At 66.2% G+C, this 25,425-nt stretch carries 24 protein-coding genes, 1 tRNA gene and 1 riboswitch; of the genes, 15 read left to right on the top strand and 10 right to left on the bottom strand.

Annotation, left to right across the window (positions count from 1 at the left end; all coding sequences use genetic code 11):
• Positions 1-21: 21 nt before the first annotated feature.
• The gene (ribBA, locus tag KY496_RS00590; RefSeq protein ID WP_005671272.1) at positions 22-1,134 is read right to left on the bottom strand and encodes a bifunctional 3,4-dihydroxy-2-butanone-4-phosphate synthase/GTP cyclohydrolase II; all 1,113 of its coding nucleotides are present in this window, start codon (positions 1,132-1,134) and stop codon (positions 22-24) included.
• A 347-nt stretch (positions 1,135-1,481) separates the two neighbouring features.
• On the opposite strand from ribBA, the gene KY496_RS00585 reads away from it, so the two are divergent.
• From KY496_RS00585 to KY496_RS00560, 6 genes are all read left to right on the top strand, one after another.
• Entirely contained in the window at positions 1,482-4,154 is a 2,673-nt protein-coding gene (locus tag KY496_RS00585) for an EAL domain-containing protein (RefSeq protein WP_219863395.1), read from the top strand.
• A 93-nt stretch (positions 4,155-4,247) separates the two neighbouring features.
• Positions 4,248-7,175 (top strand): pitrilysin family protein, encoded by a 2,928-nt coding sequence (locus KY496_RS00580; protein WP_219863393.1) that lies wholly within the window; start codon positions 4,248-4,250, stop codon positions 7,173-7,175.
• A gap of 98 nt (positions 7,176-7,273) precedes the next feature.
• Complete coding sequence (locus tag KY496_RS00575; RefSeq protein WP_219863390.1) at positions 7,274-9,397, top strand: TonB-dependent receptor; 2,124 nt, start codon at positions 7,274-7,276, stop codon at positions 9,395-9,397.
• Entirely contained in the window at positions 9,381-9,653 is a 273-nt protein-coding gene (locus KY496_RS00570) for a hypothetical protein (RefSeq protein ID WP_005671268.1), read from the top strand. The genes KY496_RS00575 and KY496_RS00570 overlap by 17 nt, the downstream gene beginning before the upstream one ends.
• A 9-nt stretch (positions 9,654-9,662) precedes the next feature.
• The gene (locus KY496_RS00565; RefSeq protein WP_219863389.1) at positions 9,663-11,219 is read left to right on the top strand and encodes a PepSY domain-containing protein; all 1,557 of its coding nucleotides are present in this window, start codon (positions 9,663-9,665) and stop codon (positions 11,217-11,219) included.
• Entirely contained in the window at positions 11,216-11,512 is a 297-nt protein-coding gene (locus tag KY496_RS00560; protein ID WP_005671266.1) for a DUF3325 domain-containing protein, read from the top strand. Before KY496_RS00565 ends, KY496_RS00560 begins: the two co-directional genes overlap by 4 nt.
• A 4-nt stretch (positions 11,513-11,516) precedes the next feature.
• Here the strand turns inward: KY496_RS00560 and KY496_RS00555 are convergent, their stop codons facing one another.
• From KY496_RS00555 to glyA, 9 genes are all read right to left on the bottom strand, one after another.
• On the bottom strand, positions 11,517-12,143 hold the full coding sequence (locus tag KY496_RS00555; protein ID WP_005671265.1) for a riboflavin synthase: 627 nt from the start codon (positions 12,141-12,143) through the stop codon (positions 11,517-11,519).
• 31 nt (positions 12,144-12,174) lie between these two features.
• Positions 12,175-13,311, bottom strand: coding sequence for a bifunctional diaminohydroxyphosphoribosylaminopyrimidine deaminase/5-amino-6-(5-phosphoribosylamino)uracil reductase RibD (gene ribD, locus KY496_RS00550; protein WP_229520388.1), 1,137 nt, complete (start codon positions 13,309-13,311; stop codon positions 12,175-12,177).
• A gap of 9 nt (positions 13,312-13,320) precedes the next feature.
• Positions 13,321-13,902, bottom strand: a complete 582-nt coding sequence (locus KY496_RS00545) for a GspH/FimT family pseudopilin (protein ID WP_005671263.1) — start codon at positions 13,900-13,902, stop codon at positions 13,321-13,323.
• Positions 13,903-13,910: 8 nt separating this feature from the next.
• Positions 13,911-14,363, bottom strand: coding sequence for a type IV pilin protein (locus KY496_RS00540; protein ID WP_005671262.1), 453 nt, complete (start codon positions 14,361-14,363; stop codon positions 13,911-13,913).
• Positions 14,360-15,040 carry a hypothetical protein gene (locus KY496_RS00535; protein ID WP_229520387.1) on the bottom strand — a complete coding sequence of 227 codons (681 nt, stop codon included), beginning with the start codon at positions 15,038-15,040 and terminating at the stop codon, positions 14,360-14,362. Before KY496_RS00535 ends, KY496_RS00540 begins: the two co-directional genes overlap by 4 nt.
• A gap of 7 nt (positions 15,041-15,047) precedes the next feature.
• Positions 15,048-15,986, bottom strand: coding sequence for a PilW family protein (locus KY496_RS00530; RefSeq protein ID WP_219863387.1), 939 nt, complete (start codon positions 15,984-15,986; stop codon positions 15,048-15,050).
• The gene (pilV, locus tag KY496_RS00525) at positions 15,983-16,519 is read right to left on the bottom strand and encodes a type IV pilus modification protein PilV (protein WP_005671259.1); all 537 of its coding nucleotides are present in this window, start codon (positions 16,517-16,519) and stop codon (positions 15,983-15,985) included. The genes KY496_RS00530 and pilV overlap by 4 nt, the downstream gene beginning before the upstream one ends.
• A 109-nt stretch (positions 16,520-16,628) precedes the next feature.
• Positions 16,629-17,096: a transcriptional regulator NrdR gene (gene nrdR, locus KY496_RS00520; RefSeq protein ID WP_005671257.1), complete on the bottom strand. Its 468-nt coding sequence runs from the start codon at positions 17,094-17,096 to the stop codon at positions 16,629-16,631.
• Positions 17,097-17,175: 79 nt separating this feature from the next.
• On the bottom strand, positions 17,176-18,423 hold the full coding sequence (glyA, locus tag KY496_RS00515; protein WP_219863385.1) for a serine hydroxymethyltransferase: 1,248 nt from the start codon (positions 18,421-18,423) through the stop codon (positions 17,176-17,178).
• Positions 18,424-18,532: 109 nt separating this feature from the next.
• A riboswitch (ZMP/ZTP riboswitch) is annotated at positions 18,533-18,652 on the bottom strand.
• Positions 18,653-18,821: 169 nt separating this feature from the next.
• Here glyA and KY496_RS00510 point away from each other — a divergent pair.
• The 9 genes from KY496_RS00510 to KY496_RS00470 all read left to right on the top strand — a co-directional run bounded on the left by KY496_RS00510 (position 18,822) and on the right by KY496_RS00470 (position 25,283).
• A complete protein-coding gene (locus KY496_RS00510) occupies positions 18,822-19,568 on the top strand; it encodes an SDR family oxidoreductase (protein ID WP_219863383.1) in 747 nt (248 codons plus the stop codon).
• A gap of 273 nt (positions 19,569-19,841) precedes the next feature.
• Complete coding sequence (ybgC, locus tag KY496_RS00505) at positions 19,842-20,246, top strand: tol-pal system-associated acyl-CoA thioesterase (RefSeq protein WP_071363432.1); 405 nt, start codon at positions 19,842-19,844, stop codon at positions 20,244-20,246.
• Between the two features lie 20 nt (positions 20,247-20,266).
• Entirely contained in the window at positions 20,267-20,950 is a 684-nt protein-coding gene (gene tolQ, locus KY496_RS00500; protein WP_219863381.1) for a protein TolQ, read from the top strand.
• A gap of 30 nt (positions 20,951-20,980) precedes the next feature.
• A complete protein-coding gene (locus tag KY496_RS00495; RefSeq protein ID WP_005671249.1) occupies positions 20,981-21,412 on the top strand; it encodes a biopolymer transporter ExbD in 432 nt (143 codons plus the stop codon).
• A 10-nt stretch (positions 21,413-21,422) separates the two neighbouring features.
• Positions 21,423-22,400: a cell envelope integrity protein TolA gene (gene tolA / locus KY496_RS00490; RefSeq protein WP_219863379.1), complete on the top strand. Its 978-nt coding sequence runs from the start codon at positions 21,423-21,425 to the stop codon at positions 22,398-22,400.
• A 31-nt stretch (positions 22,401-22,431) separates the two neighbouring features.
• The gene (tolB, locus tag KY496_RS00485) at positions 22,432-23,703 is read left to right on the top strand and encodes a Tol-Pal system beta propeller repeat protein TolB (protein ID WP_219863377.1); all 1,272 of its coding nucleotides are present in this window, start codon (positions 22,432-22,434) and stop codon (positions 23,701-23,703) included.
• A gap of 34 nt (positions 23,704-23,737) precedes the next feature.
• Entirely contained in the window at positions 23,738-24,262 is a 525-nt protein-coding gene (gene pal / locus KY496_RS00480; RefSeq protein WP_005671244.1) for a peptidoglycan-associated lipoprotein Pal, read from the top strand.
• A 111-nt stretch (positions 24,263-24,373) separates the two neighbouring features.
• Positions 24,374-25,129: a tol-pal system protein YbgF gene (gene ybgF / locus KY496_RS00475; RefSeq protein ID WP_071363434.1), complete on the top strand. Its 756-nt coding sequence runs from the start codon at positions 24,374-24,376 to the stop codon at positions 25,127-25,129.
• Between the two features lie 78 nt (positions 25,130-25,207).
• Positions 25,208-25,283, top strand: a tRNA-Lys gene (locus KY496_RS00470).
• Positions 25,284-25,425 lie beyond the last annotated feature (142 nt).

Below are 25,425 nucleotides of genomic sequence, written 5' to 3'. Positions count from 1 at the left end.
TCTTGTTGATTGGTTGATTGTTCAGGCGTCAAGGCGCGGCACGTAGCCGGTGACTTCCAGGTCGAAACCGGTCATCGACGGCATCTTGCGCGGATTGGCCAGCAGCTGCATCTTGCCCACGCCCAGGGCGCGCAGGATCTGGGCGCCGATGCCGTAGGTGCGCAAGTCCATCGACGCGGCGCGGGCGCCGGCGCGGCTGGCCTTGCCGTCCTGCGGCGCCAGCTGGGCGAACAATTGATCTGCGCTTTCGCCGCAATTGAGCAGCACGATCACGCCGGCGTCGCTGGCCTTGATCGTCTTCATGGCCGAGGCCATGTCCCACGAGTGGGTGGTGGCGCGGTTCTCGAGCAGGTCGAGGATCGACACCGGCTGGTGCACGCGCACCAGCGCTTCTTTCTCGGGCGACAGTTCGCCGTGGACCAGGGCCAGGTGGGCCGAGCCGCTCGGGGCGTCACGGAAGGCGACCAGCTGGAATTCGCCGGCCTCGGTCGACAGCGTGCGCTCGGCCACGCGCTCGACCAGGCATTCGTTCTGGCTGCGGTAGTGGATCAGGTCGGCGATGGTGCCGATCTTGAGGTTGTGCTCCCTGGCGAACTCGATCAGGTCGGGCAGGCGCGCCATGGTGCCGTCTTCCTTGATGATCTCGCAGATCACCGAGGCCGGGGTCAGGCCCGCCATCTGCGTCAGGTCGCACCCCGCTTCGGTATGCCCGGCGCGCATCAGGACGCCGCCCTTCTGGGCGCGCAGCGGGAAGATGTGGCCCGGCTGCACCAGGTCGTCCGGCGTCGTGCCCTTGTTCACCGCCACCTGGATGGTGCGCGCGCGGTCGGCCGCCGAGATGCCGGTGGTGACGCCTTCGGCCGCTTCGATCGACACGGTGAAATTGGTGCCGAACGAGGTGCCGTTACGCGAGGTCATCATCGGCAGGGCCAGGCGGTCGCAGATTTCCTCGGACAGGGTCAGGCAGACCAGGCCGCGCGCGTGACGGATCATGAAGTTGATCGCCTCGGGCGTGACGAAGTCGGCGGCAAGCACGAGGTCGCCTTCGTTCTCGCGATCCTCCTCGTCGACCAGGATGACCATGCGGCCGGCGCGCAGTTCGGCAACGATGTCCTCGGTGCTGGAAATAGACATACGGGATTCCTTGAAACGGGGGTGTTATGCGTAATCCGCTATTTTAATGGATTTACAGGCTTTCAACCGCATTGTCGGCCCCTGCCTGCCTCCAAATCGGCGGCACGGCCGCCTTGTCGCGCCAGCCGGTGTTACCAATGAGCAACAACTAGTGATTTTGCGGCTTTAAATTGTTAAGCTCGCTATTTTCACGCGCAACATCGTACCGTGCCTACGCCCGACTGGATTATTATTAAGACATCTTTACCGTGCCCATCCAGAGGGTGCGCCCCACTTTTCGGAGTTGCCATGCCGGTAGCCGTCCACGTCAGCCATCCAGGCGCCGCCCCGTGCAAAGGGCGGCGCTGATGGCCACGATCCTGATCGTCGACGACCGGCCGAGCAACCGCAGCTATCTCGCGGCCCTCCTCGGGTATACCGAACACCGGATCATCGAGGCCGAGGACGGCGCCCGGGCGCTCGCCATCACGCGCGCCGAGCGCCCCGACCTGATCATCACCGACATCCTGATGCCGACCATGGACGGCTACGAGTTCGTCCAGCAGCTGCGCGCCGAGCCCGCTTTGCGCGCGACCCGCGTCATCTTCTTCTCGGCCGTCTATTCGGAGCGCGAGACGATGGCCATGGCAGCGCGCTGCGGCGTGACCACGGTATTGGGCAAGCCGTCCGAGCCGCAGCGCATCCTCGCGGCCGTGGCGGCCGAGCTGGGCGTGGTGCACGGCGCACCGGCGCCGGCGCTGCCCTCAAGCCGCGAACACGACCGCGACCTGCCGTTCGACCTGTGCGCGCGCCTGTCCGAACTGGAGCGCATGTGCATGATGCTGGTGGGCGAGCGCCGCGTCGAGGCCCTGGCCGATGCCTTCGTCGACGCCGCGCGGCGCGTGCTGGACGCCGATTGCGTCGCCCTGTGCCTGCTGGACAGCACCGAACGCACCGTGCGCCACCTGGCCACCCATGGCGTGGAAGGCGGCCTGCTCGAAGCCTACGCGCTGAACGAGCAAGACCTGCCCGGCGTGCTGCTGCGTGCGCGCGCCCCGCTGCGACTTAGCGGCGACGACGCCCTGCTGGCCACCCTGCCCCAGCACCACCCCGAAGTCGGCAACCTGCTCGGCCTGCAGGTGCACGACCTGCAGCATCCGCTCGGCTGGCTGTATTGCACGCGCCGCGTCGGCGCCGCCCCATTCTCGGACGAAGAGGAGCGCTGGGCCACGGCCCTGGCGGCCCAGCTGGCGGTGGCCTACGAAAACCTGAACCTGTACGAAGTCGTGCAGCGCCACGCGGCCCAGCTGCAGCTCGAGGCGCTGGCGCGCGCCGACGCCGACGCCGCCCTGCGCGACAGCGAACACCGGCTGGAACTGGCGCGCCAGGTGTTCGACAGCACGCAAGAAGCAATCCTGATGACCGACGCCGACGCCAACATCGTCGCCGCCAACCCGGCCTTCGAAGAGATCACGGGCTACCGTGAAGCGGAAGTCATGGGCCAGAATCCGAGCTCGTTGAAATCCGGGCGCCACGACGCCGCGTTCTTCGCCGCCATGTGGAGCTGCCTGGAACACGACGGCCAGTGGCGCGGCGAGATCTGGAACCGGCGCAAGAACGGCGAGATCTACCCCGCCAGCATGAGCATCAGCGCGGTCCACGACGAACAGGGCCGGCGCACCGCCTACGTGTCGGTGTCGACCGACCTGTCGGCGCTGAAGGCCGCCCACCACCAGCTCGACTTCCTGTCCAGCCACGATGCGCTCACCCTGCTCCCGAACCGCTCGCTGTTCAACGACCGCATGCAGCAGGCCCTGGCCGCCGCGCGCCAGGATGCGAGCCAGGTGGCGCTGCTGCTGTTTAACATCGACCGCCTGTCGCGCATCAACGATAGCCTGGGCCACGCGGCCGGCGACGCCGTGCTGCGCGAGGTGGCGCGCCGCGCCGGCGAGGTGGCCGGCCCGACCGACACCGTAGCGCGCCTGTCGGGCGACGAATTCGTGCTGCTGCTGACCAGCTTCGAGGACACCGACGACGTGATCTATTGCGCCCGGCGCCTGATGGAAGCCGTTTCGCAGCCGCTGCTGGTCGGCGAACACGACGTGGTGGTCACCGGCAGCATCGGCATCAGCGTCTATCCGCGCGACGGCGACGCCCCCGGCGACCTGCTCAAGGCGGCCGACGCCGCGCTGGCCCACGTGAAGGAGTCGGGCCGCAACGGCTTCCGGTTCTTCAAGGGCGAGATGAACGCCGAGGCGCTGCGCTGGCTGGCGCTGGAGACGCGCCTGCGGCGCGCGATCGAGCGCGACGAATTGTCGCTGCACTATCAGCCGCAGGTCTCGCGTCTGGATGGCCGCGTGGTCGGCATGGAAGCGCTGCTGCGCTGGCGCAGCGAAGAGATCGGGCCGGTGTCGCCGGCCGACTTCATTCCGCTGGCCGAAGACACCGGCCTGATCCACCCGATCGGCGAATGGGTGATCCGCCAGGCCTGTTTCCAGAACAAGGCCTGGCAAAACGCCGGCCTGGCGCCGGTGCGGGTGGCGGTCAACGTCTCGGCCAGCCAGTTCAAGGCCGGCAGCGTAGCCCAGGTGGTGCGCACCGCCCTGCACGACAGCGGTCTCGAAGCGCAATGGCTCGAGGTCGAGCTGACCGAAAGCGTGATGCTGGGCGACAGCGCGGCGGCCGAGGCCCAGATGGCCGAGCTGCGCGCGCTGGGGGTCTCGCTGTCGCTGGACGACTTCGGCACTGGCTACTCGTCGCTCGGCTACCTGTCGCGCTTCCCGCTCGACAAGCTCAAGATCGACCAGACCTTCGTGCGCAACATCGCCACCGAACAGCGCAGCGCCGCCATCGCCCAGGCCACGATCGCCCTGGCCCAGGGCCTGTCGCTGGCGGTGGTGGCCGAAGGCGTGGAAACGGTCGGCCAGCGCGATTTCCTCGGCTCCCTCGGCTGTGACGTCCTGCAGGGCTACCTGTACGGGCGGCCGGTGCCGGCCTTCGAGATGGCCGAGCTGCTGGCCAAAGGACGGGTCGTGCTGTGAACCGGCGACGATGTTTAGGGCAGTCTTAAGCCCATCCGTGCCTGCCTGTGCGCCATGTAGAATGCAATAAACAAGTCACCCAGGAACCATTGAATGAGCAACAACTTCGTACGCGGCCTGCCGTCGATGGCGCTGGCCGCGGTCCTGGGCCTGTCCCCGCTGGCGCATGGCGCGCCGCAGGCAGGCCAGGCGCCGGCGCCGCAGGCAGCGCAGGCGCCTGCGCTGCAGATGGAATCGCCCATCCCGGTCGGCCCGCAAGTCAAGGTCGGAAAGCTGGACAATGGCCTCACCTACTACATCCAGCGCAATGCGCGCCCTGAACGCAAGCTCGAACTGCGCCTGGTGGTCAAGGCCGGTTCCATCCTCGAGGATGAAGACCAGCGCGGCCTGGCCCACTTTGTCGAGCACATGGCCTTCAACGGCACCACCAATTTCCGCAAGCACGAGCTGGTGTCCTATCTGCAGTCGATCGGCGTGGGCTTCGGCGCCGACCTGAACGCGTACACCTCGTTCGACGAAACCGTCTATATCCTCCCGATCCCGACCGACAAGCCGGAACACGTGAGCAAGGCGTTCCAGGTGCTGGAAGACTGGGCTCATGGCGTGCGCTTCGATGCCGACGCCATCGAAAAGGAGCGCGGCATCGTGCTCGAAGAGCTGCGCCTCGGCAAAGGCGCCTCGGACCGCATGGGCAAGCAGATCTATCCGCGCCTGTTCAACGGCTCGAAATATGCCGAACGGCTGCCGATCGGGCGCGAAGACGTATTAAGAAATTTTAAACCCGATGCCTTGACCCGCTTCTACCGCGACTGGTACCGCCCCGACCTGATGGCGGTGGTGGTGGTCGGCGACGTCGACCCGGCGCGCGCCGAGAAGCTCGTCAAACAGCATTTCGCGCACCTGAAGAACCCGGCCAATCCGCGGCCACGCGACTACGCCGCGATTCCGGCGCGCGCCGACACCGAGGCGCTGGTCGTCACCGACCCGGAAGCCAATGGCAACGCGGTGCTGATCCGCTACCCGGTGCAGCCGGTGCGCGAGCTGGGCACCATCGGCGCCTACCGCGACGAACTGGTGCAATCGCTGTTCGGCACCATGCTCAACCAGCGCCTGGCCGAACTGGCGCAGCTGCCCGACGCGCCCTACCTGGGCGCGAGCAGCTCGCTCGGCAAGCTGACGCCGCGCTATCACTCCTATAATTCGTCGGCCGCCATCGGCCCGCGCGGCGCCCTGCCGGCCATCACCGCCCTGGTCCAGGAAAACGAGCGCGCGCGCCAGCACGGCTTCGGCGAGCAGGAGCTGGAGCGCGCCAAGAAGAACCTGATGCGCACCTACGAGCAGGCATGGAACGAGCGCGCCAAGAGCGACTCAGCGACCTACGCCGCCGAATACATCCGCAACTTCCTGCAGGACGAGGCGATCCCCGGCATCGACACCGAGTGGCGCTACGTGCAGCAGCTGGTGCCCGGCATTTCGCTCGCCGAGATGAACGACTACGCGCGGCGCACCATTCCGGCGGATTCCGGCAAGCTGGTGCTGTACACGGGCGTGAGCAAAGGGGACAATCAACCCGACGCGCCGACCGGTGCGCAGCTGCTGGCCGCCGTCAGCGAGGCCGCGCGCACGCCGGTTGAACGGCACGACGAGAAACTGCTGGCGACGCGCCTGATGGAGCGCCCGGCGCAGCCTGGAAAGATCACCGCCGAGGAACACGACAAGGCGCTGGGCCTGACCCGCCTGACCCTGTCCAACGGCGTGAAAGTCATCCTCAAGCCGACCGACTTCCGCAACGACCAGGTGATGCTGAGCGCCGCCCGTCCCGGCGGCCAGAGCCTGTTCCCCGACGGCGACATCCTCAATGCGCGCTTCTCGAACGCGATCGTGGCCAGCATGGGCGTGAAGGACTTTACTCCGCTCGACATGCGCAAGATCCTGGCCGGCAAGGCGGCCGGCGTGACCGTGGGGCTGGGGAGTTACACCGACGTGATCGCGGGCGCTTCGGGCGCCACCGACATCGAGACCATGCTGCAGCTCTTGTGGCTGAAGTTCGCCGGCGTGCGCCGCGACGAAGGCCTGTTCCACGCCTATATCGACAAGCAGGCCGAGATCGCGCGCAACCAGAGCGGCCTGCCGGGACGCTACTTCAACGACGCGCTGGTCGCGGCCCTGTACAACAATCACCCGCGCGCGCCGCGCACGCTCGATGCCGAGGAATACGCCAAGATCGACCTGGATCGCAGCATCGACATCTTCCGCCAGCGCTTCTCGAGCGCCAAGGACCTGACCTTCATCCTGGTCGGCAGCTTCGACGAGCGCCAGATCCGGCCGCTGCTGGCGACCTATCTCGGCACCCTGCCGACGCCGGACATCCCGGTCGCCTACCGCGACGTGGGCCTGCGCCCGGCCACCGGCATCGTGAAACGCGAGGTGCGCAGCGGCTCCGAGCCGAAGAGCAGCATCGCACTCAACTTCACCGGCCAGGCCGAATTCTCCGAAGCCGAGCAGCTGCGCCTGTCGGCGCTGATCGAAGTGACCAATCTGCGCATCATCGAGGTGCTGCGCGAAAAGATGGCGATGATCTACGGCGGCGGCGCCAGCGGCACCTTGAGCAAGATCCCTTACGGGAACTACTCGGTCGGCATCAGCCTGCCGACCGGACCGGAAAACGTGGACAAGGTGATCGCCACGACCTTCGCCGAGATCGCGCGCCTGCAGCAGGACGGTCCGGACGCGGCGGAGCTGGACAAGGTCAAGACCGGCTGGATCCAGAATCACCGCCGCTCGCTGCGCGAGAACGGCTACTGGGTGGCGAACCTGCAGTCGGCGTTGACCGAGGGCACCGATCCGGCCTCGATCCTCTCCGTGGAAAAACAGGTGCAGGCCTTGACCGCGAACGACATAAAGATGGCCGCGCGGCGCTATTTCGACACCAGGAACTATGTGCAGGTGGTGCTCAATCCGGAGACGCAGGCGGCGGCCAAGGTAGCCAAGGCAGGAACAACGCGCGCTGCGGGAAGCTGACGACGCGCCATCCCATCCACCGATTGCCAGTGGCGATTGACATCGGCCTCTGATCTACTTGATAATAATTCTCATTATCAAGTAGATCGGAGCCGTTCGTGCAGTTCTCGCAGACCTTCCCTTTCCCGCGTCATCCACTCGCAGCGTTCATTCCACTCGCCTTGCTGGCGTTCGCCGCCCAGGCCCAGCCGGCCGATGGCGACGGCGCCGTGGTCGTCATCGCCGCCTCCCGCTCCAACGTCGAAGTCGACAAGGCGCCGCAGACGGTGGTCCTGATCCGCAAGGAAGACATCGCGCGCCAGCTGACCATCTCCACCAACACGTCCGACGTCCTCAGCAACCTGCTGCCCTCGTACACGCCCAGCCGCGGCAAGATGAACGGCTCGGGCGAGACGCTGCGCGGGCGCACCCCACTGATCCTGGTCGACGGCGTGCCGCAATCGAATCCGGTGCGACCTACCGGACGCGAGGCCCACACCATCGACTATGCGATGGTCGACCGCATCGAGATCGTCCAGGGCCCGAACGCCATCAACGGCCTCGGCGCGACCGGCGGCACCATCAACATCATCACGCGCCGCCCTGCTCCGGGCAGCTTCAACCAGCACGTCGACGTGCAGGTGACGACGCCAACGTCTGACGTGAACGGCGACCTGCTCGGCTACAAGACCACCTACCGGCTCGACGGCCGAGGGGACAAGCTCGAATACCTGTTCTCGGTCGGCTACGAGGACCAGGGGCTGTACCTGGACGGCGCCGGCCGTTCGATCGGCGTCGACGTGACCCAGGGCGACCTGATGGATTCGCGCAGCTACGACGTGCTGGCCAAGATCGGCTACCGGCCGGACGAACACCAGCGCCTGCAGTTCTCGGTCAACCGCTACCGGATCAAGTCGAAGGCCAGCTACCTCGGCGTGCCGGGCGACCGCGCGCGCAGCATTCCATCCACTTCGATCGAAGGCACGCCGCCGGGCACGCCGGCCTGGAACGACGTCTGGACCACCAGCGCCAGCTACACCCACACCAGCCTGGCCGGCATGGAACTGTCGGCGATGGCCTACAGCCAGGAATTCGTCGGCCTGTTCGGCGCCGACAACTCGGCCACCTTCCAGGACGTGACGATCGCGCCGCGCGGCACCCTGTACGACCAGTCGCGTTCGGTCGCCTCGAAGTACGGTAGCAGGGTCGGCCTGACGAGAGAGGGACTGCTGGACGGACGCCTGAAGCTCACCTTCGGCTTCGACACCCTGGTCGACGAGGGCAAGCAGGACATGTACGGCACCAAGCGCACCTTCGTTCCTGAGTCAAAGTACCGCAACCTGTCGCTGTTCACCCAGGGCGAATTCAAGCTGCTCGATAACCTGACGCTGCACGCCGGCGCGCGGCGCGAGAACGCCGACCTCGAAGTGGACAGCTACCGCACGCTGGCCGCCTACAACAACACCTTCGTCGAAGGCGGCAAGATCAAGTTCAACGAAACGCTGCTCAATGCGGGCCTGGTGCTGGAGCCGCTCAAGGACGTCACCCTGTATGCCAATTACTCGGAAGGCTTCGGCCTGCCGGACATCGGTCGCACGCTCCGCTCGATCAACACGCCGGGCCAGAGCATCGGCAGCCTGCGCAACCTGGAGCCGATCCTGACCGACGGCGTGGAAGCCGGCACCCGCGTGCGCAAGGGCGACTGGGAATTCGACGCCAGTTATTATCGTTCCGATTCCGACTTCGGCGCCCGCGTCGTCTCGGTCGGCGGCGTGTTCATGATGGCGCGCGAAAAGACGCGGCTGGAAGGCGTCGAGGCCAAGATCGCGCACCGCTTCAACGCCATCCACCGCGCCAGCCTGTCGTATGCGCGCACCAAGGGCCGCTACGACAGCGATAACGACGGCAGCCTGGACGCGAAGCTCGATGGCCTGAACGTGGCGCCGGACCGCGTGCTGGCCAGCTGGAGCGCGAACTGGACCGACCGCCTGTCGTCGCTGGTGCAGGCCCAGCATGCGTTCTCGCAGGACTTCGACGAGCCGGCGAAGCGCTTCTCGGGATACACGCTGGTCGATGCGGCCCTGAGCTACAAGCTCGCCAAGGGCGACCTGCGCTTCGGCGTCGCCAACCTGCTCGACAAGGACTACATCACGTATTACTCGCAGAGCGCGCTGGTCGAGCCGTCGCGCTACTTCGCCGGCCGTGGACGCACCGTGACCGTCGGTTATGCGCTCGGCTTCTGAACGCGGACTCAGGATCGCCGGCGCGGTGGCGGGTGGCTACCTGCTCACCGCCCTGACGGTGATCGCGGCCGGCGCCGTGCTGGCGCGCTTCGGGATGGCGCGCTCGGAAGCCGTCGCGCTGTCGTCGATGCTGGGTTTCGTGTTCTATCTCGCGCTGCTGGTGTGGGCCTTCACCGTGCGCAGCATCGCGCGGCAACTGGCCGTTCTGGCGGCGGGTGCGGTCATGATGGCCGCCGTGATCCACCTGGCGGGCTAGGAAGCCAATATGAAAGACACCTTCCGCAAATCGATGGCGTGGCTGCATACCTGGGCCGGCGTCGTTCTGGGCAGCGTGCTGTTCGCCGTGTTCTGGATGGGCACCCTGAGCGTGTTCGACCGCGAGATCGACCGCTGGATGATGCCGGCCACGCGGCTCGCGCCCGCAACCGCGCCCATATCGCTCGACGCCGTCGCGCGCGCCGTGCTGCCGGAGGTTCCCGCCGGCGCCAGCCAGTGGCGGGTCGACCTGCCGACCCAGCGCACCCCGGTGCTGCGCTTCACCTACAAGGCGGCGGATGAGGAACCGGCGCCGCGCCAGCTGGACCCGCAGCGGCTCGCCTTCCTCCCTGAGCAAGGCACGCTGGGCGGCAGTGGCTTCTTTTTCCCCTTCCACTACGGCCTGCACCTGCAGTGGCTGGAGATCGGCAAGTGGATCGTCGGCGTGGCGGCGATGGGCATGCTGCTGTTGCTGGTATCGGGGGTGATCATCCATCGCAAGATCTTCAGCCAGTTCTTCACCTTCCGGCCGCGCAAATCCCTGCAGCGCAGCAGCCTCGATCTGCACAACCTGGTCGGCGTGCTGGGCCTGCCCTTCCACTTCATCATCACACTGTCCGGCATGGTCATCTTCATGATGATTTATTTTCCCCAGGCGTACACCGGCGCCTATGGCGAAGGCAAGGCGGCCAAGGCCGCGTTCTTTGCCGATGCCTACGGCAAGTACAGCCGGCCCAGGGCCAACGCGCCCGGCCCCCTGGCCTCGCTCGATACGATGGCCGACGTCGCGCGGCGCGAATGGGGCGGCGCGCAGCCAGAATCTCAGCCATATTTCGTGCGGGTCTGGCACCCGGGCGACGCCAACAGCTACGTCGAGCTGCGCCGCTCCTACGCGCGCGAGGTCACGATGAACGTGGACCAGATGTTCTTCGACGCGGCCAGCGGCGAGGTGCTGCACCGCTTCCAGGCGGCGCCCGTGATGTCGGCCCAGCGCTTCATCTCGGGCATCCACTTCATCCAGTTCGAGCACTGGACCTTGCGCTGGCTGTACTTCCTGGCCGGGCTGGCCGGCTGCGTGCTGATCGCCACCGGCTTCTTGTTCTGGCTCGAGGCGCGCCGCGCGCGCCATGCCGCGAAGGGGCTGGCCGGGGTGCGCGCGGTGGAAGGTTTGACGGTCGGCAGCGTGACCGGGATCGTCATCGCGACGCTCGCCTTCCTGGCGGCGAATCGCCTGCTGCCGGATGGGCAGCAGCGCGCCGCGCTGGAGGTCTGGACGTTTTATCTCGCCTGGCTGGCCAGCTTCGCCCACGCCTGGTGGCGCGGCAAGGCGGCGTGGCGCGAACAGGCCTGGACTGCCTGCCTGCTCGCCGTCGCCTGCGTGCTGCTCAACGCGGCGACGACAGGCGACCATGTCGCCAGGGCGCTCGCGGACGGGAAATGGTCAGTGGCCGGCGTGGACCTGATGTTGCTGGCGCTGGCACTGCTGGCGGCATGGAGCGCGCGCCGGCTGGCCGGCAAGCCGGCCCAGGCCCAGGCCCGCGTGCCGGGGGCGGAGGCGCGGTCATGAGCATGGCCTTCAACGCGACGCTGCTGCTGTCCGCCTGCCTGGCGAGCTACGCCGGTTTCGCCTGCCTGGCGCTGGCGATGCAGGAACACTGGGAACGGATGGGATGGCGGCGCGACGGCTCTGCGGCGCCGCGCTGGCTGCGCCGCGCCGGCCCGTGCCTGCTGCTGCTGGCCTACGGCCTGTGCGTCTGGCGTGACGGTGCCAGCTTCGGCAGCCTGTTGTGGATCGTGCTGATCTCGGCGGCGTCGATCGCCGTCGCCTTCACCATCACCTGGCGCACTGCAGGCCGCTAGTGCGTCAGCGCGCGGCCGACAGCATGCGCTCGACGTAGCGCGCGATCAGGTCGATCTCGAGATTGACCTGCGAACCGGCCTTCAGGTGCTTGAGGGTGGTGACCTCGATCGTGTGCGGGATCAGATTGATCGAGAAGCGGCAGACCTTGTTGCCGTCGGCTTCCAGGTCTTCGACCCGGTTGACGGTCAGCGACACGCCGTTGACCACGACCGAGCCCTTGTACGCCAAAAACTTGCCCAGCTCGTGGGGCGCATCGACGATCAGCTCGAACGACTCGCCGACCGGCGCGAAGCTGTGCACCACGCCCAGGCCATCGACGTGGCCCGAGACCAGGTGGCCGCCCAGGCGCTCGGCCAGGGTCAACGCCTTTTCGAGATTGACTTCGCCAGTTGCTTCCAGGCCCACGGTCTTGTTCAGGCTCTCGCGCGAGACGTCGACGGTGAAGGCCCGGTCGGTCTTCTCGACCACGGTCATGCAGGCGCCGTTGATGGCGATCGAGTCGCCCAGGGCGACGTCGGCCAGCGGCAGCGGGCCGGCGTCGACGACCAGGCGCACGCCCGCGTCCAGGCCGCCCGCCAGGGGCGAGACGGAAGTGATGTTGCCGACGGCGGCGACGATTCCAGTAAACATGTGATTCCTTCGTGTTGGTTCTAGTTCAGTGTCAGGCGGCCGGTTCGACGAATCGGGCCAGGATGCGCAGGTCGTCGCCCACGCGCGCCACGTCGTGGAAGCGCATCTGGCGACGGTCCGCCAGGCGCTCGAGCGCGGGCAGGTCGAACATGCCCTGCCCCGGCCCGATCAGGCTCGGCGCCAGGTAGGCCAGCAGCTCGTCGACGCAGCCTTCGCGCACCATCGAGGCGTTCAGCCTGGAACCGGCCTCGACGTGCACTTCGTTGATCTCGCGCCGGCCCAGCTCGCGCATCAGGGCCGGCAGGTCGACCTTGCCGCGCGCATTCGGCAGCGTCAAGACCTCATGGCCGGCCGCCGCCAGGGCGGCGGCTTTTTCCGTGTTCCCGGCGGCGGCCACGATCCAGCATGGCTCGCCCTGCAGGATGCGGGCGTTCAGGTCGATCTCGAGGCGACTGTCGACGATCACGCGGCGCGGCTGCAACGGCGTGTCGACGCCGCGTACGGTCAGCTGGGGATTGTCGGCCTTGACGGTGCCGATGCCGGTGACGATCGCGCTGGCGCGTGCGCGCCAGGCATGGCCGTCGGCGCGCGCCTGCTCGCCCGTGATCCACTGGCTTTCGCCGCCGGCCAGGGCGGTGGCGCCATCCAGGCTCGCCGCGACCTTCAGGCGCACCCACGGCAGGCCGCGCACCATGCGCGAGAAGAAGCCGACATTCAGTTCTTGCGCCGCCTCGGCCAGCACGCCGGCCTTGACCTCGATGCCGGCCGCTTCGAGCTGGGCCAGGCCGCGCCCCGCCACCAGCGGATTCGGGTCGACCATGGCCGCCACCACCCGCTTGAACCCGGCCTGCACCAGGGCGTTCGAGCAGGGCGGCGTGCGGCCGTGGTGGCTGCATGGTTCCAGCGTCACGTAGGCGGTGGCGCCGCGCACGTCGTTGCCGCGCGCCGCGGCGTCGCGCAGCGCCTGGATCTCGGCGTGCGCCTGGCCGGCCGGCTGGGTGTGGCCGGCGCCGATCACGACGCCGTCCTTGACGATCACGCAGCCGATGCGCGGGTTCGGCGCGGTGATGTACATGCCGCGCGCCGCCCAGTCCAGGGCCAGGGCCATGCCGTCGGTATCGTTCAGGATCAGTTCGCTGTAGCTTGTCGCCATATCCTTGGTCGCCATCTTTTTCCTTCAGGGCGGCGCCGCGGCGCCGTCGCACCCGTCTTCGCGGGCGGGGTTGCACAGACGCGCACGCCCGAGCATATTGATTTTAATACGGCGCACCCCGCCGCCATGGAACAGCGACAGCGTGCCGAGGCGCGATGCGGCGCTGTTCGTGTCGCTGCAGCTGCGTCCCGCGCCATTGTAGGCGATGTATTGCGGCGGCGCAGGGCTGGTGAAGGAATAGCTGACCTGCATGCCGTCCGGCAGAGGCGAGCGCACGGCCAGGATCTCGTCGCCCTCGCCCGGCCGGCGGTCGTCGTCGCGGTCGACGTAGACGGTCCAGCCGCGCGACCAGTCGCGGCCAGCGGCGTCGTTGGGCGTGAGCTTGACCCGCTCGTTGCGCGCGATCGCCTGCGAACGGGTGAGCTGGATCGCCCCATGCAGGTCGCCCGACGCAGCGCGCAACTGCTGGCTGCGCACCAGGTCGTGCAGACTGGGGGCCGCCACCGCCGCCGTCACCGCGACCATGCCCAGCACCACCACCAGCTCGGCCAGGGACAGGCCGGCGCAGTAGCGCTGCCGCATCGCCCGCATCATGGCGAGCCTCATGGCCGGCCTCATGGCCAACAGCGCGCCGACGGCCCGCTGGCCGTTTGCCGGCCGCTGCTGTCGAGCGTCAGGACGCCGCAATCGGGGTCGGCGAATCCGGCGTCGACATTGGCGGTGCCGGGCCGGGCGCGCAGCTCGATGCAGTGGGCGATCTCCTGGCCGGGGCAAGCGTAGCCGTCCAGCTCATGGGCGCTGGCGGCTGCGCTGTTGCCGGTCCAGGTCGGGAACCGGCCGGTGTCGGCGTCTTCGGCGTCGAGCGAGAACGCCAGGTAGGCATGATGCAGCGCGCGGTATTGCTCCTGGCGCTGCATGATGTCCAGCAGCGCCAGCTGGGCCTCGAGGCGGCGCGCCTTCACCATCTGCTGCGTGTACGAAGGATAGACTAGCGCGGCGAGGATGGCGAGGATGGCCAGCACGGCCATCAGTTCGACCAAGGTGAATCCCTTGCTGCCGTTCGTCATCGTCTGTCCTTTCCAGTCGGGTGGCCAGCCGCGCTGGCGGCCGGCAGCGCGAACGCCTCGCTCCAGTTGCCCAGCTCACGCCAGCCCACGCGCCGCCCGCGCGCACCGTCGGGCGGCTTGCGGTAATAGGCCTGCAGCGCGGCATGGGTGCCGGGCATGCTGCCGGCGCCGCGCGCCGTGATGCGATACAGCTGGCCGTCGGGCGTCGCCGGCATCAGCTCGATCAGGTAGCGTGGCGCCGCGAGCGCCAGCGCGCCCTCGCCGTCCGGCATGCGCAGCCCCGTCATGCTGCCGAACAGGATCGCCGGGCCTTCGTCTTCGGCCAGCAGTTCGGATAGCTGGTCGGGATTGGCCGTGTAGGCGCACAAGCCGTTATAGGGTCGCCCGCCACCGCAGCCGGCGACGAAGGCGTCCGCGCTGCCGCCGGCGATGGCGTTGGCGCGCGCCGAACCGGGTTCGGCGCCGCCTTCGATGTCGCGCTCGGCATCGAGCAGCGCGGCATCGGCCATCTGCAGCGCCAGCAGGCGGTCGCGTTCGTGCGCGGCGGCGCGCGCGCCCTGCAAGGCGCCGCGGGTGGACGCGATGCCGGTCATGAGCACCGCCAGCATCAGTACCAGGGCGGTCAGGAGCGCGACGCCGCCTTCTCGCCGGGGTGGCGCTGAGTGGAGGATGCGCATATGACGTTCAATCCGGCGCCACCGGCAACGCGATGGTCGCGCCATAGACCTTGCGCATGCGCGGCTCGCCTGCGTCGTCGAGCGCCGCTCCCGCCAGCCGCGTGCCCTGGTCGCCAGCGGAAAATGCGGCGCCATGGTCTGGCCCGAACAAGTCGTAGACGATGCCGGCATCCGCGCCCGGATCGAGGCGCGCGCCGTGCAGCAGCAGCGCGACCCGGACCAGCGCCACCCGCTTCCAGTGCGTGCGCTTGCGCAAGTCGGCCGCGCGTTCGTCGGGCGTGGCCCCGACCGGCGCCAGCGCCGCATCGAGCGCGCCCAGCTCGGTCGCATTGACGTAGCGCTCCGGCACGCGGTCGCCGTCGGCATCCAGGCCGTACAGCACCTGGAAGCCTTCGACCCGCCCCGCCACCGCATCGGACGACCAGCTGCTCGCGCCCCGGTACTTGCAACGCAGCTCGGCATCGCCCTGGGCATTGCGCGCGACGTAAAAGATGCTCCAGCCCTCTTCGTCGCGGTGCACGGGAAAGCCGGCGCAATCGAGGGTGGCGCCGTCGCCATTGGGCGGCGCGCCGCTGCCGGGAAAGCGCAGGGCCAGCACGTCGCTGCCATTGGCTTCGTCCGGCAAGGTCACATCGATGCCGGCGCCGGTGCGCTCCAGTGAACTGGCATCCAGGCCGGCCAGCCGTGCCGGCGCCGCCGGATCGGAGGCCGGATGCGCCGCCCAGTCGACGTGCGCCGCGAGGCGGATGGCGCGCGCCAGCGCATCCACGGCGTAGCGGCCGCTGTCGTCCATCTCGGACGCTTCCATGACGGCGGCATGCGACCGCACGCTGGTGATCAGCAGCGAGCCGCTGGCCAGCAGCACCGCCAGGCCGAGCGCCATCGCCACCATCAGTTCGGCAATGGTCAAGCCGGCCTGGCGCCGGCGCGGGTTGAAGAACGTCATCGCGCCACCAGCAGCACGTAGCCCGGCCCGTCCTGCGTGCCATGCCAGCCGATCTTGATCGCCACCGGCGCAGTTGCTTCCCCGCTGCACGCCCAGCGGTAGCGGCCGTGCTCGTCATCCCATGGCGCGTCGTCGCGGCAGACCGCGATGCGGCCCGATGGAAAGCCGCGGTGCAGCGCCAGGCGCGTCTCGCGCAGGTCGAAGGCGGCCAGCGCCAGCGGATCGCAGGCGCCCGCGCCGAAGCACGGGGCGCCGCCCGCCGGCGGGCCGGCGCCGAGCGCCTTGTAATCGAGCGGAACATAGGGATTGGCGCCGTCCGGCAGGCTCGCCACCTGGGCGTTGGCCTGCATGCGCGCGGCCAGTGACGTGGCCAGCAGCGCCGCTTCGGAGGTCAGTGCGGCCTGCTGGCGCGTGCGCTGCGCGGCCAGCTGCGCCGCGCTGGCGCCGACCACGCCGACCGCGAGCACGAACAAGGCCACCAGGACTTCGATCATGGTGAAACCGCCCGGGCTACCGGGGAGACGCACCTGCATGACATCCTCCGCTAACGATGTGTGAGCAGAGACGTTATCAGGCAGGGTTCAAGCGCCCATGCGTCGACGCAAGCATGCGTCCGGCAATAAACGGAACTTGGAAACGACGTCAGTTGTCGAGCTTGCGCTGATGCCCGACTTCGGCCAGCGCCGCCTGGAAGGAATCCAGGTCCTCGAAATTCTTGTAGACGGAAGCGAAGCGGATATAGGCGATCTTGTCGAGCCGCTTGAGCTCTTCCATCACGAGTTCGCCGACGTACACGCTCTCGACTTCGCGCCGGCCGCTGGTGAGCAGCTTTTCCTCGATCGACGCGACGGCGCGGTCGATCGCCTCGGCCGCCACCGGACGCTTGCGCAATGCCAGCATCAGGCTGCCGCGCAGCTTGTTTGACGCGAACTCGGTGCGGCTGCCGTTCTTCTTGACGATGATCGGCATCGACAGCTCGATGCGCTCATAGGTGGTGAAGCGCTTGTCGCACTTGCCGCAGCGGCGCCGGCGCCGGATGGCGTCCCCTTCCTCGGATACGCGGGTATCGAGGACTTGTGTTTCTTCATGCTGGCAAAAGGGACATTTCATGGCGCCGGGGCTGCAGGTACTACATGGATACTGAGCGGGCCGGCGAACCGGCCCGTACATCGCGATGGTCAGCGAGGGCTTATCGGGCGTACACCGGGTACTTGTCGGTCAGCTTCTTGACTTCGCCCTTCACGCGCTCGATGGTCGCGGCGTCGTGCGGGTTGTCCAGCACGTCGGCGATCAGGTTGCCCACGGTGACCGCGTCTTCTTCCTTGAAGCCGCGGGTGGTGAAGGCCGGGCTGCCCAGGCGGATGCCCGAGGTGACGAACGGCTTCTGCGGGTCGTTCGGGATGCCGTTCTTGTTGCAGGTCATGTGAGCCTGGCCCAGGATGGCTTCCGCTTCCTTGCCGGTGAGGCCCTTGGCGCGCAGGTCGACCAGCATCACGTGCGATTCGGTACGGCCCGACACGATGCGCAGGCCGCGTGCAATAAGCGTCTCAGCAAGTGCTTTCGCGTTCTTGACGACCTGTTTCTGGTATTCCTTGAACTCCGGCGACAGCGCTTCCTTGAACGCGACGGCCTTGCCGGCGATCACGTGCATCAGCGGACCGCCCTGGATGCCCGGGAAGATCGCCGAGTTGATGGCCTTCTCGTGCTCGGCCTTCATCAGGATGATGCCGCCGCGCGGACCGCGCAGCGATTTGTGGGTGGTCGAGGTGACGAAGTCGGCGTGCGGCACCGGGTTCGGGTATTCACCGGCGGCAATCAGGCCGGCGTAGTGCGCCATGTCGACCATGAAGTAGGCGCCGACGTCCTTGGCCACCTTGGCGATGCGCTCGAAATCGATGCGCAGGGCGAATGCCGACGCGCCGGCGATGATCATCTTCGGCTTGTGCTCGTGCGCCTGCTTCTCGAGCGCTTCGTAGTCGATGTCTTCTTCAGGGGTCAGGCCGTACGAGACGACGTTGAACCATTTGCCCGACATGTTCAGCGCCATGCCATGGGTCAGGTGGCCGCCTTCGGCCAGCGACATGCCCATGATGGTGTCGCCCGGCTTGAGCATGGCGAAGAACACGCCCTGGTTGGCCTGCGAACCCGAGTTCGGCTGGACGTTGGCGGCTTCGGCGCCGAACAACTCCTTGAGGCGGTCGATCGCCAGCTGCTCGGCGACGTCGACATATTCGCAACCGCCGTAGTAGCGCTTGCCCGGATAGCCTTCGGCATACTTGTTGGTCAGCTGCGAGCCCTGCGCTTCCATCACGGCCGGCGAGGTGTAGTTCTCGGAGGCGATCAGCTCGATGTGGTCTTGCTGGCGAGCGTTTTCTTTTTGAATTGCATCCCACAGTTCCGGGTCGATATTGGCGAGCGTATGGTCTTTGGCAAACATGTAAAACTCCAATCGATAGTAATCCAGGCAACTGGTGGCATTGACAGGCGGGAGCCGGGGCGGGCCGTAGGCACGGGCGCAGGCAGCCGCGATCGAACGCGTACCGGTTGATGGCTGCCCAGGCGAACGGCGTATGGCGTCTCACGTTCCCCGGTGGGTGCCCACCTTTGCCGCGCCGCGCATCCGAATGGTGCGCGCACGCGGTGTTTCGCCAGTTACGTGAGACGTAAGGACTCCAAATTGTACTGAACTCCCCATCGTAGGGCAAGGAAACCGCTGTGCCGGCCGGGAATGCACGGCGCCCAGCGGACCCGTGGTCGTTTCGGCTACAATTTTACGGTTCGGCAGCGCGCCTCGCCTTTCTCGCCTGTCATCCTGTTGCCATCCAAGGACCCATCATGATCGTCTTCATCACCGGCGCATCGGCCGGCTTCGGCGCCGAAATGGCGCGCACCTTTGTCTCCCACGGCCACCGCGTCGTCCTGGCCGCGCGCCGCACCGACCGCATCGCCGACCTGGCGCGCGAACTGGGCGCCAATGCCCTGGCCGTGACGCTCGACGTCACCAGCCGCGCCTCGATCGAGGCCGCCCTGTCCGGCCTGCCGCCGGAATGGAAACCGATCGACGTGCTGGTGAACAATGCCGGCCTGGCGCTGAACACGGCGCCGGCCCACCAAGTGCCGCTGGAAGACTGGGAAACCATGATCGCCACCAACTGCCAGGGCCTGGTGACCATGACCCGCGCCGTGCTGCCGGACATGGTGGCGCGCGGCAGCGGCCTGGTGATCAATATCGGCTCGGTGGCCGGCCACTACCCTTACCCGGGTGGCAATGTGTATGGCGCAACCAAAGCCTTCGTCGAGCAGTTCACGCTGAACCTGCGCGCCGACCTGGTCGGCACCGGTGTGCGCGCCACCAATATCGCGCCAGGCCTGTGCGGCGGCACCGAATTCTCGAACGTGCGCTTCAAGGGCGACGACGCGGCCGCGGCCAAAGTCTACGAGGGCACGCAACCGCTGACCGCGAAGGACATCGCCGACACCGCTTTCTGGATCGCGACGCTGCCGCCGCACGTCAACGTCAACAGCATCGAGCTGATGCCGACCTGCCAGGGATTCTCGCCATTCAACGTGCGCCGCGGCTGAAAAGGCCCGCGATCTCGGTAGGGTCGGCGGCGCCGCTGCCAACCCTACGCATTCACCACCCTGCCCAGCAAGACCAATCACGCACCTATCATTTGTGAGAAAGTGTTACAGTGATTGGTCTTTTAACCACGTTTCAAGTCTACTACTGCTCAAAAGCACGCCCCCGTGCTATCAGACCGCAAAACTTTTCCGCTTTCAACGTACGTCAGCGTACATATTAAAGTGGAAAGTCGCGTAAAATATTTCCCGTTTTCATTAATTCGGCAACAAAGAATGCCTTCAGTGTATAACTGGCCAGTCAGGGTTTATTACGAGGATACCGACGCCGGAGGCATTGTCTATCATGCCAACTACCTGAAGTTCTTCGAGCGCGGCCGTACCGAGTTCCTGCGCGCGCTCGGCATCGAACAACAAACGCTGATCGACGCCGAGCATACGGCCTTCGTCGTCAGGAGCATGACCCTCGATTACCGCTTCGCCGCCCGTCTCGACGATGAACTGAGCATCCGCACCAGCGTGACGAAAGTGGGCGGCGCCTCGGTTCAGTTTCTCCAGGAAGCATGGTGCGGCGAGGTGCTGCTCAATTCGGCCAACGTGAAGATCGGCTGCGTTGACGTACGAACCACGCGTCCCCGTTCCCTGCCCGACGACGTGGCTGCTAAAATGCGTGCCGCCTGAAAAATCATATAAGTTAAGCCATGACCGCAACCCACGACCTCTCGTTTGTATCCCTGATCGCCAATGCCCACGTGCTGGTGCAGCTGATCATGGCCTTGCTCTTGCTGCTGTCGATCGTGAGCTGGACTTATATCTTCCGCAAGGTGTTCGCGATCCGCGCCGCGCGCGCGCAGACCGAGCAGTTCGAGCGCAGCTTCTGGGCCGGCGGCAACCTGCACACCCTGCACCAGAGCGCCAGCAGCCAGCGCGACCAGAGCGGCCCCCTGGCCCGCATCTTCGAGGCCGGCATGGGCGAGTTCATCAAGGGCAAGCAGGCTTCGCGCGAAGCCCTGGACATGAACTCGGTGCTCGACGGCGCCCGCCGCGCCATGCGCGCCTCGTTCCAGCGCGAACTCGATTCACTCGACACCCACCTGAACTTCCTGGCGTCGGTCGGTTCGGTCTCGCCGTACATCGGCCTGCTGGGCACCGTGTGGGGCATCATGAACTCGTTCCGCGGCCTGGCCAGCGTCGAGCAAGCCACCCTGGCGGTGGTCGCTCCCGGCATCGCCGAAGCGCTGATCGCGACCGCGATCGGCCTGTTCGCCGCAATCCCTGCCGTGGTCGCGTACAACCACTTCACCCACGACATCGACCGCCTGGCGAACCGCTTCGAGAGCTTCGTCGAAGAATTCTCGAACATCCTCCAGCGCCAGTCGCGCTGATCCGCCCACGAGAACCGGGAGAGCATCGGGATGGCATTTTCCAGCAGCATGCGCGGCGGACGTCGCCGCAAATTCAAGTCCGAGATCAACGTCGTGCCGTATATCGACGTGATGCTGGTGCTGCTCATCATTTTCATGGCGGTGCCTGCGAATGAGGCGCCTAGTGTTGTCAATTTGCCACGCGCCGAGAAATCCGCGCTGCCGCCGGACACGTATATCCAGATCTCCATCGAGCCGGGCAACAAGCTCTCGATCGGCGTGCACGGAAAAGTAAAAGTCGCCCAGGACGAAGTGGCCGACCGCTCCGCCCTGCTGCAGCGCCTGCAGGCATTGCACGACGAGAATCCGGACTTTCCGGTCCTGATCGCGGGCGACCGCGACAGCAAGTACGACGACGTGATCCAGCTGATTTCGGAAGCCAAGAAGATGGGCATCAACCGGGTCGGCCTGGCCACCCAGTGACGCCGACGCCATGACCGCACCGAAGTCCGCCAACCACGGCACGCCCTACCACGTGCCGCCTGAACCGAAACCGCTGCCATCGTTCCTGCTGGCGGTGGCGGTGCACGCGGCGTTGCTGGCCTTCCTGGCGATCGGCGTGAGCTGGCAGAAGGTCAATCCGGTCTCGGTCGAGGCCGAGGTGTGGGACATGTCGGCGCAGACCGCCGCGGCGCCCGAATTGCCGCCCGAGCCCGCGCCGGAACCAGAACCCGAACCGGAACCCGAGCCCGCGCCGGAACCGCCGCCACCTACTCCACCGGAGCCGGCGGTGGAGCGCCCTGCGCCGACGCCCGATCCCGAGATCGCGCTGCGCGAAGAAAAGAAACGCAAGGAAGAAGAAGCGAAGAAGGCTGCCGCCGAAGAGAAGAAGCGCAAGGAAGCCGAGGAGCGCAAGCGCGAAGAAGCCGAGCAGAAGAAGCGCGAGGAAGCGGAACAGAAGAAGCGCGACGAAGCCGAGAAGAAGAAACTCGAGGAAGCCGAACGCAAGAAGAAAGAGCTCGCGGAGAAGAAAAAAGCGGACGCTGCCGCTGCCGAGAAGAAGAAAAAGGCCGAGGCTGCCGCCAAAGCGGAAGACGCTCGACTCGACAAGTTGCGCAAGGAAGAACTGCAGCGCATGGCCGGCGCCATGGGCAGCACCGGCACCGCCGCGAAATCGACCGGCCCGCGCAGCGATGGCGGTTATATCGCCGCGATCACGGCGGCGATCAAGAGCGCGACCGCCTATCCGGGCAATACCGACGTGGCCGGCAATCCGCGCGCTACGTTCCGGGTGGAGCAGTTGCCAACCGGCGAAATCATGTCGGTGCGCCTTGTGAAAAGCAGCGGTGTGCCAGAATTTGACAGGGCAGTGGAAAATGGTATCAAGAAAGCATCTCCGCTTCCCAAGAAGAAGGACGGGACCGTGGAGCGTACGCTTGACGTGAATTTCTCGATGAAAGATTACGATTGATTCGGTTCGAACCAGTTTTACTAGAGACACCATGAAAAAAATTCACATTTTGCTGTTCAGCGTTTCCCTCGCAATCGGGACAACAGCCAATGCGCAGATCCAGATCGAAATCGCCGGCGTCGGCAGCAACCAGATTCCGGTGGCCATCGCCGCCTTCGCGGACGAATCCGTCGCGCCGGATAAAGTCTCGGCCGTCATCCGCGCCGACCTCGAGCGCAGCGGCGTGTTCAAGGTCATCGACGCCGGCCAGGTGATCAGCGACGCCGACGCCGGCCAGGTGAACCTGGGCGCCTTCAAGGCCAGCGGCGCCGACGCGCTGGTGGTCGGCAGCGTGGCACGCCAGCCGGACGGCCGCTTCGCGATCCGCTACAAGCTGCTCGACACCGTCAAGGGCGGCGAAATCTCGCAGCTGGGCGGCGAAGTCCAGCCCCGCTACACCCGCCTGCAGGCGCACCGCATCGCCGACGACGTCTATGAAAAGCTGACCGGCGTGCGCGGCATCTTCTCGACCCGCATCGCCTATGTGAAGGAAGACCGCGCAGCCAACCGCTTCGCGCTGGCCGTGGCCGACGCCGACGGCGAGAACGAGATCATCGCCACCCAGGGCAAGGAACCGATCATCTCGCCGGCCTGGTCGCCGGACGGCATGAAGGTCGCCTACGTTTCGATGGAGAACCGCAAGCCGGTGGTCTATCTGCAAGACCTGATGACCGGTCGCCGCAACGTTGTTTCGAACCAAAAAGGCAACAACTCCGCGCCTGCATGGTCGCCGGACGGCTCCACCCTGGCCGTCGCCCTGTCGCAGGACGGCAATACGGAAATCTATACCGTCAATTCGAGCGGCAGCGGCCATCGCCGCCTGACCAACAATCCGGCAATCGACACCGAGCCGCAATTCTCGGCCGACGGCCAGACCATTTACTTCACGAGCGACCGCAGCGGCGGTCCTCAGATCTACAAGATGAGCGTCTCGGGCGGCAATGCGACCCGTGTGACCTTCAATGGCAATTACAATATCAGCCCACGCGTCTCGTCGGACGGCAAGACGCTGGCCTGGATTTCGCAGCGCGGCGGCGCTTTCTCCTTATATGCGATGGACCTGGCAAGCGGCCGGGAACTTCGCCTGGCCGATGGGGCCACCGAACCGAGTTTTTCGCCTAACGGCAAGTACATCATGTATGCAACCAAGGGCGGCGGGCGCGTCTCGCTTGCAGTGGTGTCAGTGGATGGACGGGTCAAGCAACGCTTGACGACCAAAGCGGGAAACATTCGGGAGCCCAGCTGGGGTCCTTTCATGAAGTAAGAAGTAAAACCTTAACCAGAACAGGAGAAAATCCATGCGCAACTTCAAGAGTCTCGCTTTCATCGCTTCCGCTGCCGCCCTGCTGGCCGCTTGCTCGTCGCCAACCAAACTGGAAGAAACTCCAGTCGTTGAAAAGTCGCCAGAGCCAGCAGCACCAGTGGCTGACAGCCGTGACATCCGTCCAGTGGAAACCGGCACCGTCGATCCACTGAACGATCCAAAAGGCGTCCTGGCCAACCGTAGCGTCTACTTCGACTACGACAGCTTCGTGGTCCGCGCCGACGGCCAGCCAGTGGTGCAGAACCACTCGGGCTACCTGACCAAGAACACCTCGCGTAAAGTCCTGATCCAGGGCAACACCGACGAACGCGGCGGCACCGAGTACAACCTGGCCCTGGGCCAGAAGCGTGCCGAAGCCGTCCGTCGCTCGATGGCGTCGCTGGGCGTGTCGGAAGGCCAGATGGAAGCCGTCTCGCTGGGCGAAGAGAAGCCAAAAGCAACCGGCAGCAACGAAGAAGCCTGGGCTGAAAACCGCCGCGCTGACATCGTTTATCAGTAATCAATCCGGCTGATCGGGCCGATCAGCGTTGATTGACAGGGGGCGGGACGCAGTGCAGACTGCTACCCGCCCCGTTTTATCTCAGCAACCGGTTTAGAAAGAGCAACGCTTATGATCAAACTGTCTCCGTCCCGCCTCGCCTGCCTCGTCCTGGCCCTGTGGATGCCGCTGCATGCCGCGGCCGGCCCGTTCGATGACGACGAAGCGCGCAAGGCCATCCTGGACCTGCGCACCAAGGTCGACAACATCACGCGCGACCTGACCGCGCGCATCGACGGCAAGTCGGACAAGACGGTCCAGATCGAGATGCTGAACCAGCACGAGCAGACCATGCGCGAGATCGCCCGCCTGCGCGGCCAGATCGAAGTGCTGCAGAACGAATTGTCGAAGGCCCAGGAAAGCCAGAAGCAGCTGTACGCCGACCTCGACGCGCGCATGAAACGCTTCGAGCCGCGCCAGGAAGTCATCGACGGCCAGACCGCCGAAGTGATGCCGACCGAGAAAACCGCCTACGAGGCCGCCACCGCGCTGTTCCAGTCGGGCGATTACAAGGGGGCCTCGGTCGCGCTGCAGGAATTCGTCAAGCAGTATCCGCAATCGGCGTATGCGTCGAACGCGCAGTACTGGCTGGGCAACACCTATTACGCACTGGGCGACTACAAGAAGGCCATCGCGGCCCAGCAGGTCGTGACCACCACCTACGCCGACAGCGCCAAGGTGCCGGACGCCATGCTGAACATCGCCAGCAGCTACGCCCTGCTGAAGGACAACAAGAACGCGAAGAAGTCGCTGCAGACGCTGGTGTCCAAGTATCCGGACTCGAGCGCGGCGCAGACGGCGCGGGATCGGCTGGCGTCGCTGAAGTAAGCAGCGGGCTTCAAGCGCGGTTTGATCGGGCTCGGCAATTGACAGATTCATGACCTGGCCCTATAATCTTGCTTCTTCGGGTCGTTAGCTCAGTTGGTAGAGCAGCGGACTTTTAATCCGTTGGTCGCGTGTTCGAGCCACGCACGGCCTACCAGAATATGTTGTAGCAAAGAAGGCGTTGCGAGTGATCGTGACGCCTTTTTTGTTTTTTCCGCGTCTCCTCCCTCTTTTACCTACTGTGCCGTACTTGCGACGCATGGTAGCCCATCCGCTTCGCCGCAAGGCACGACTTTGCG

The sequence above is a fragment of the Massilia sp. NP310 genome (assembly GCF_019443485.1).
Lineage (GTDB): Bacteria > Pseudomonadota > Gammaproteobacteria > Burkholderiales > Burkholderiaceae_D > Telluria > Telluria timonae.
The sequence above is the reverse complement of the archived record's forward strand: the minus strand, read 5'-3'. Positions and strand labels throughout refer to the sequence as shown.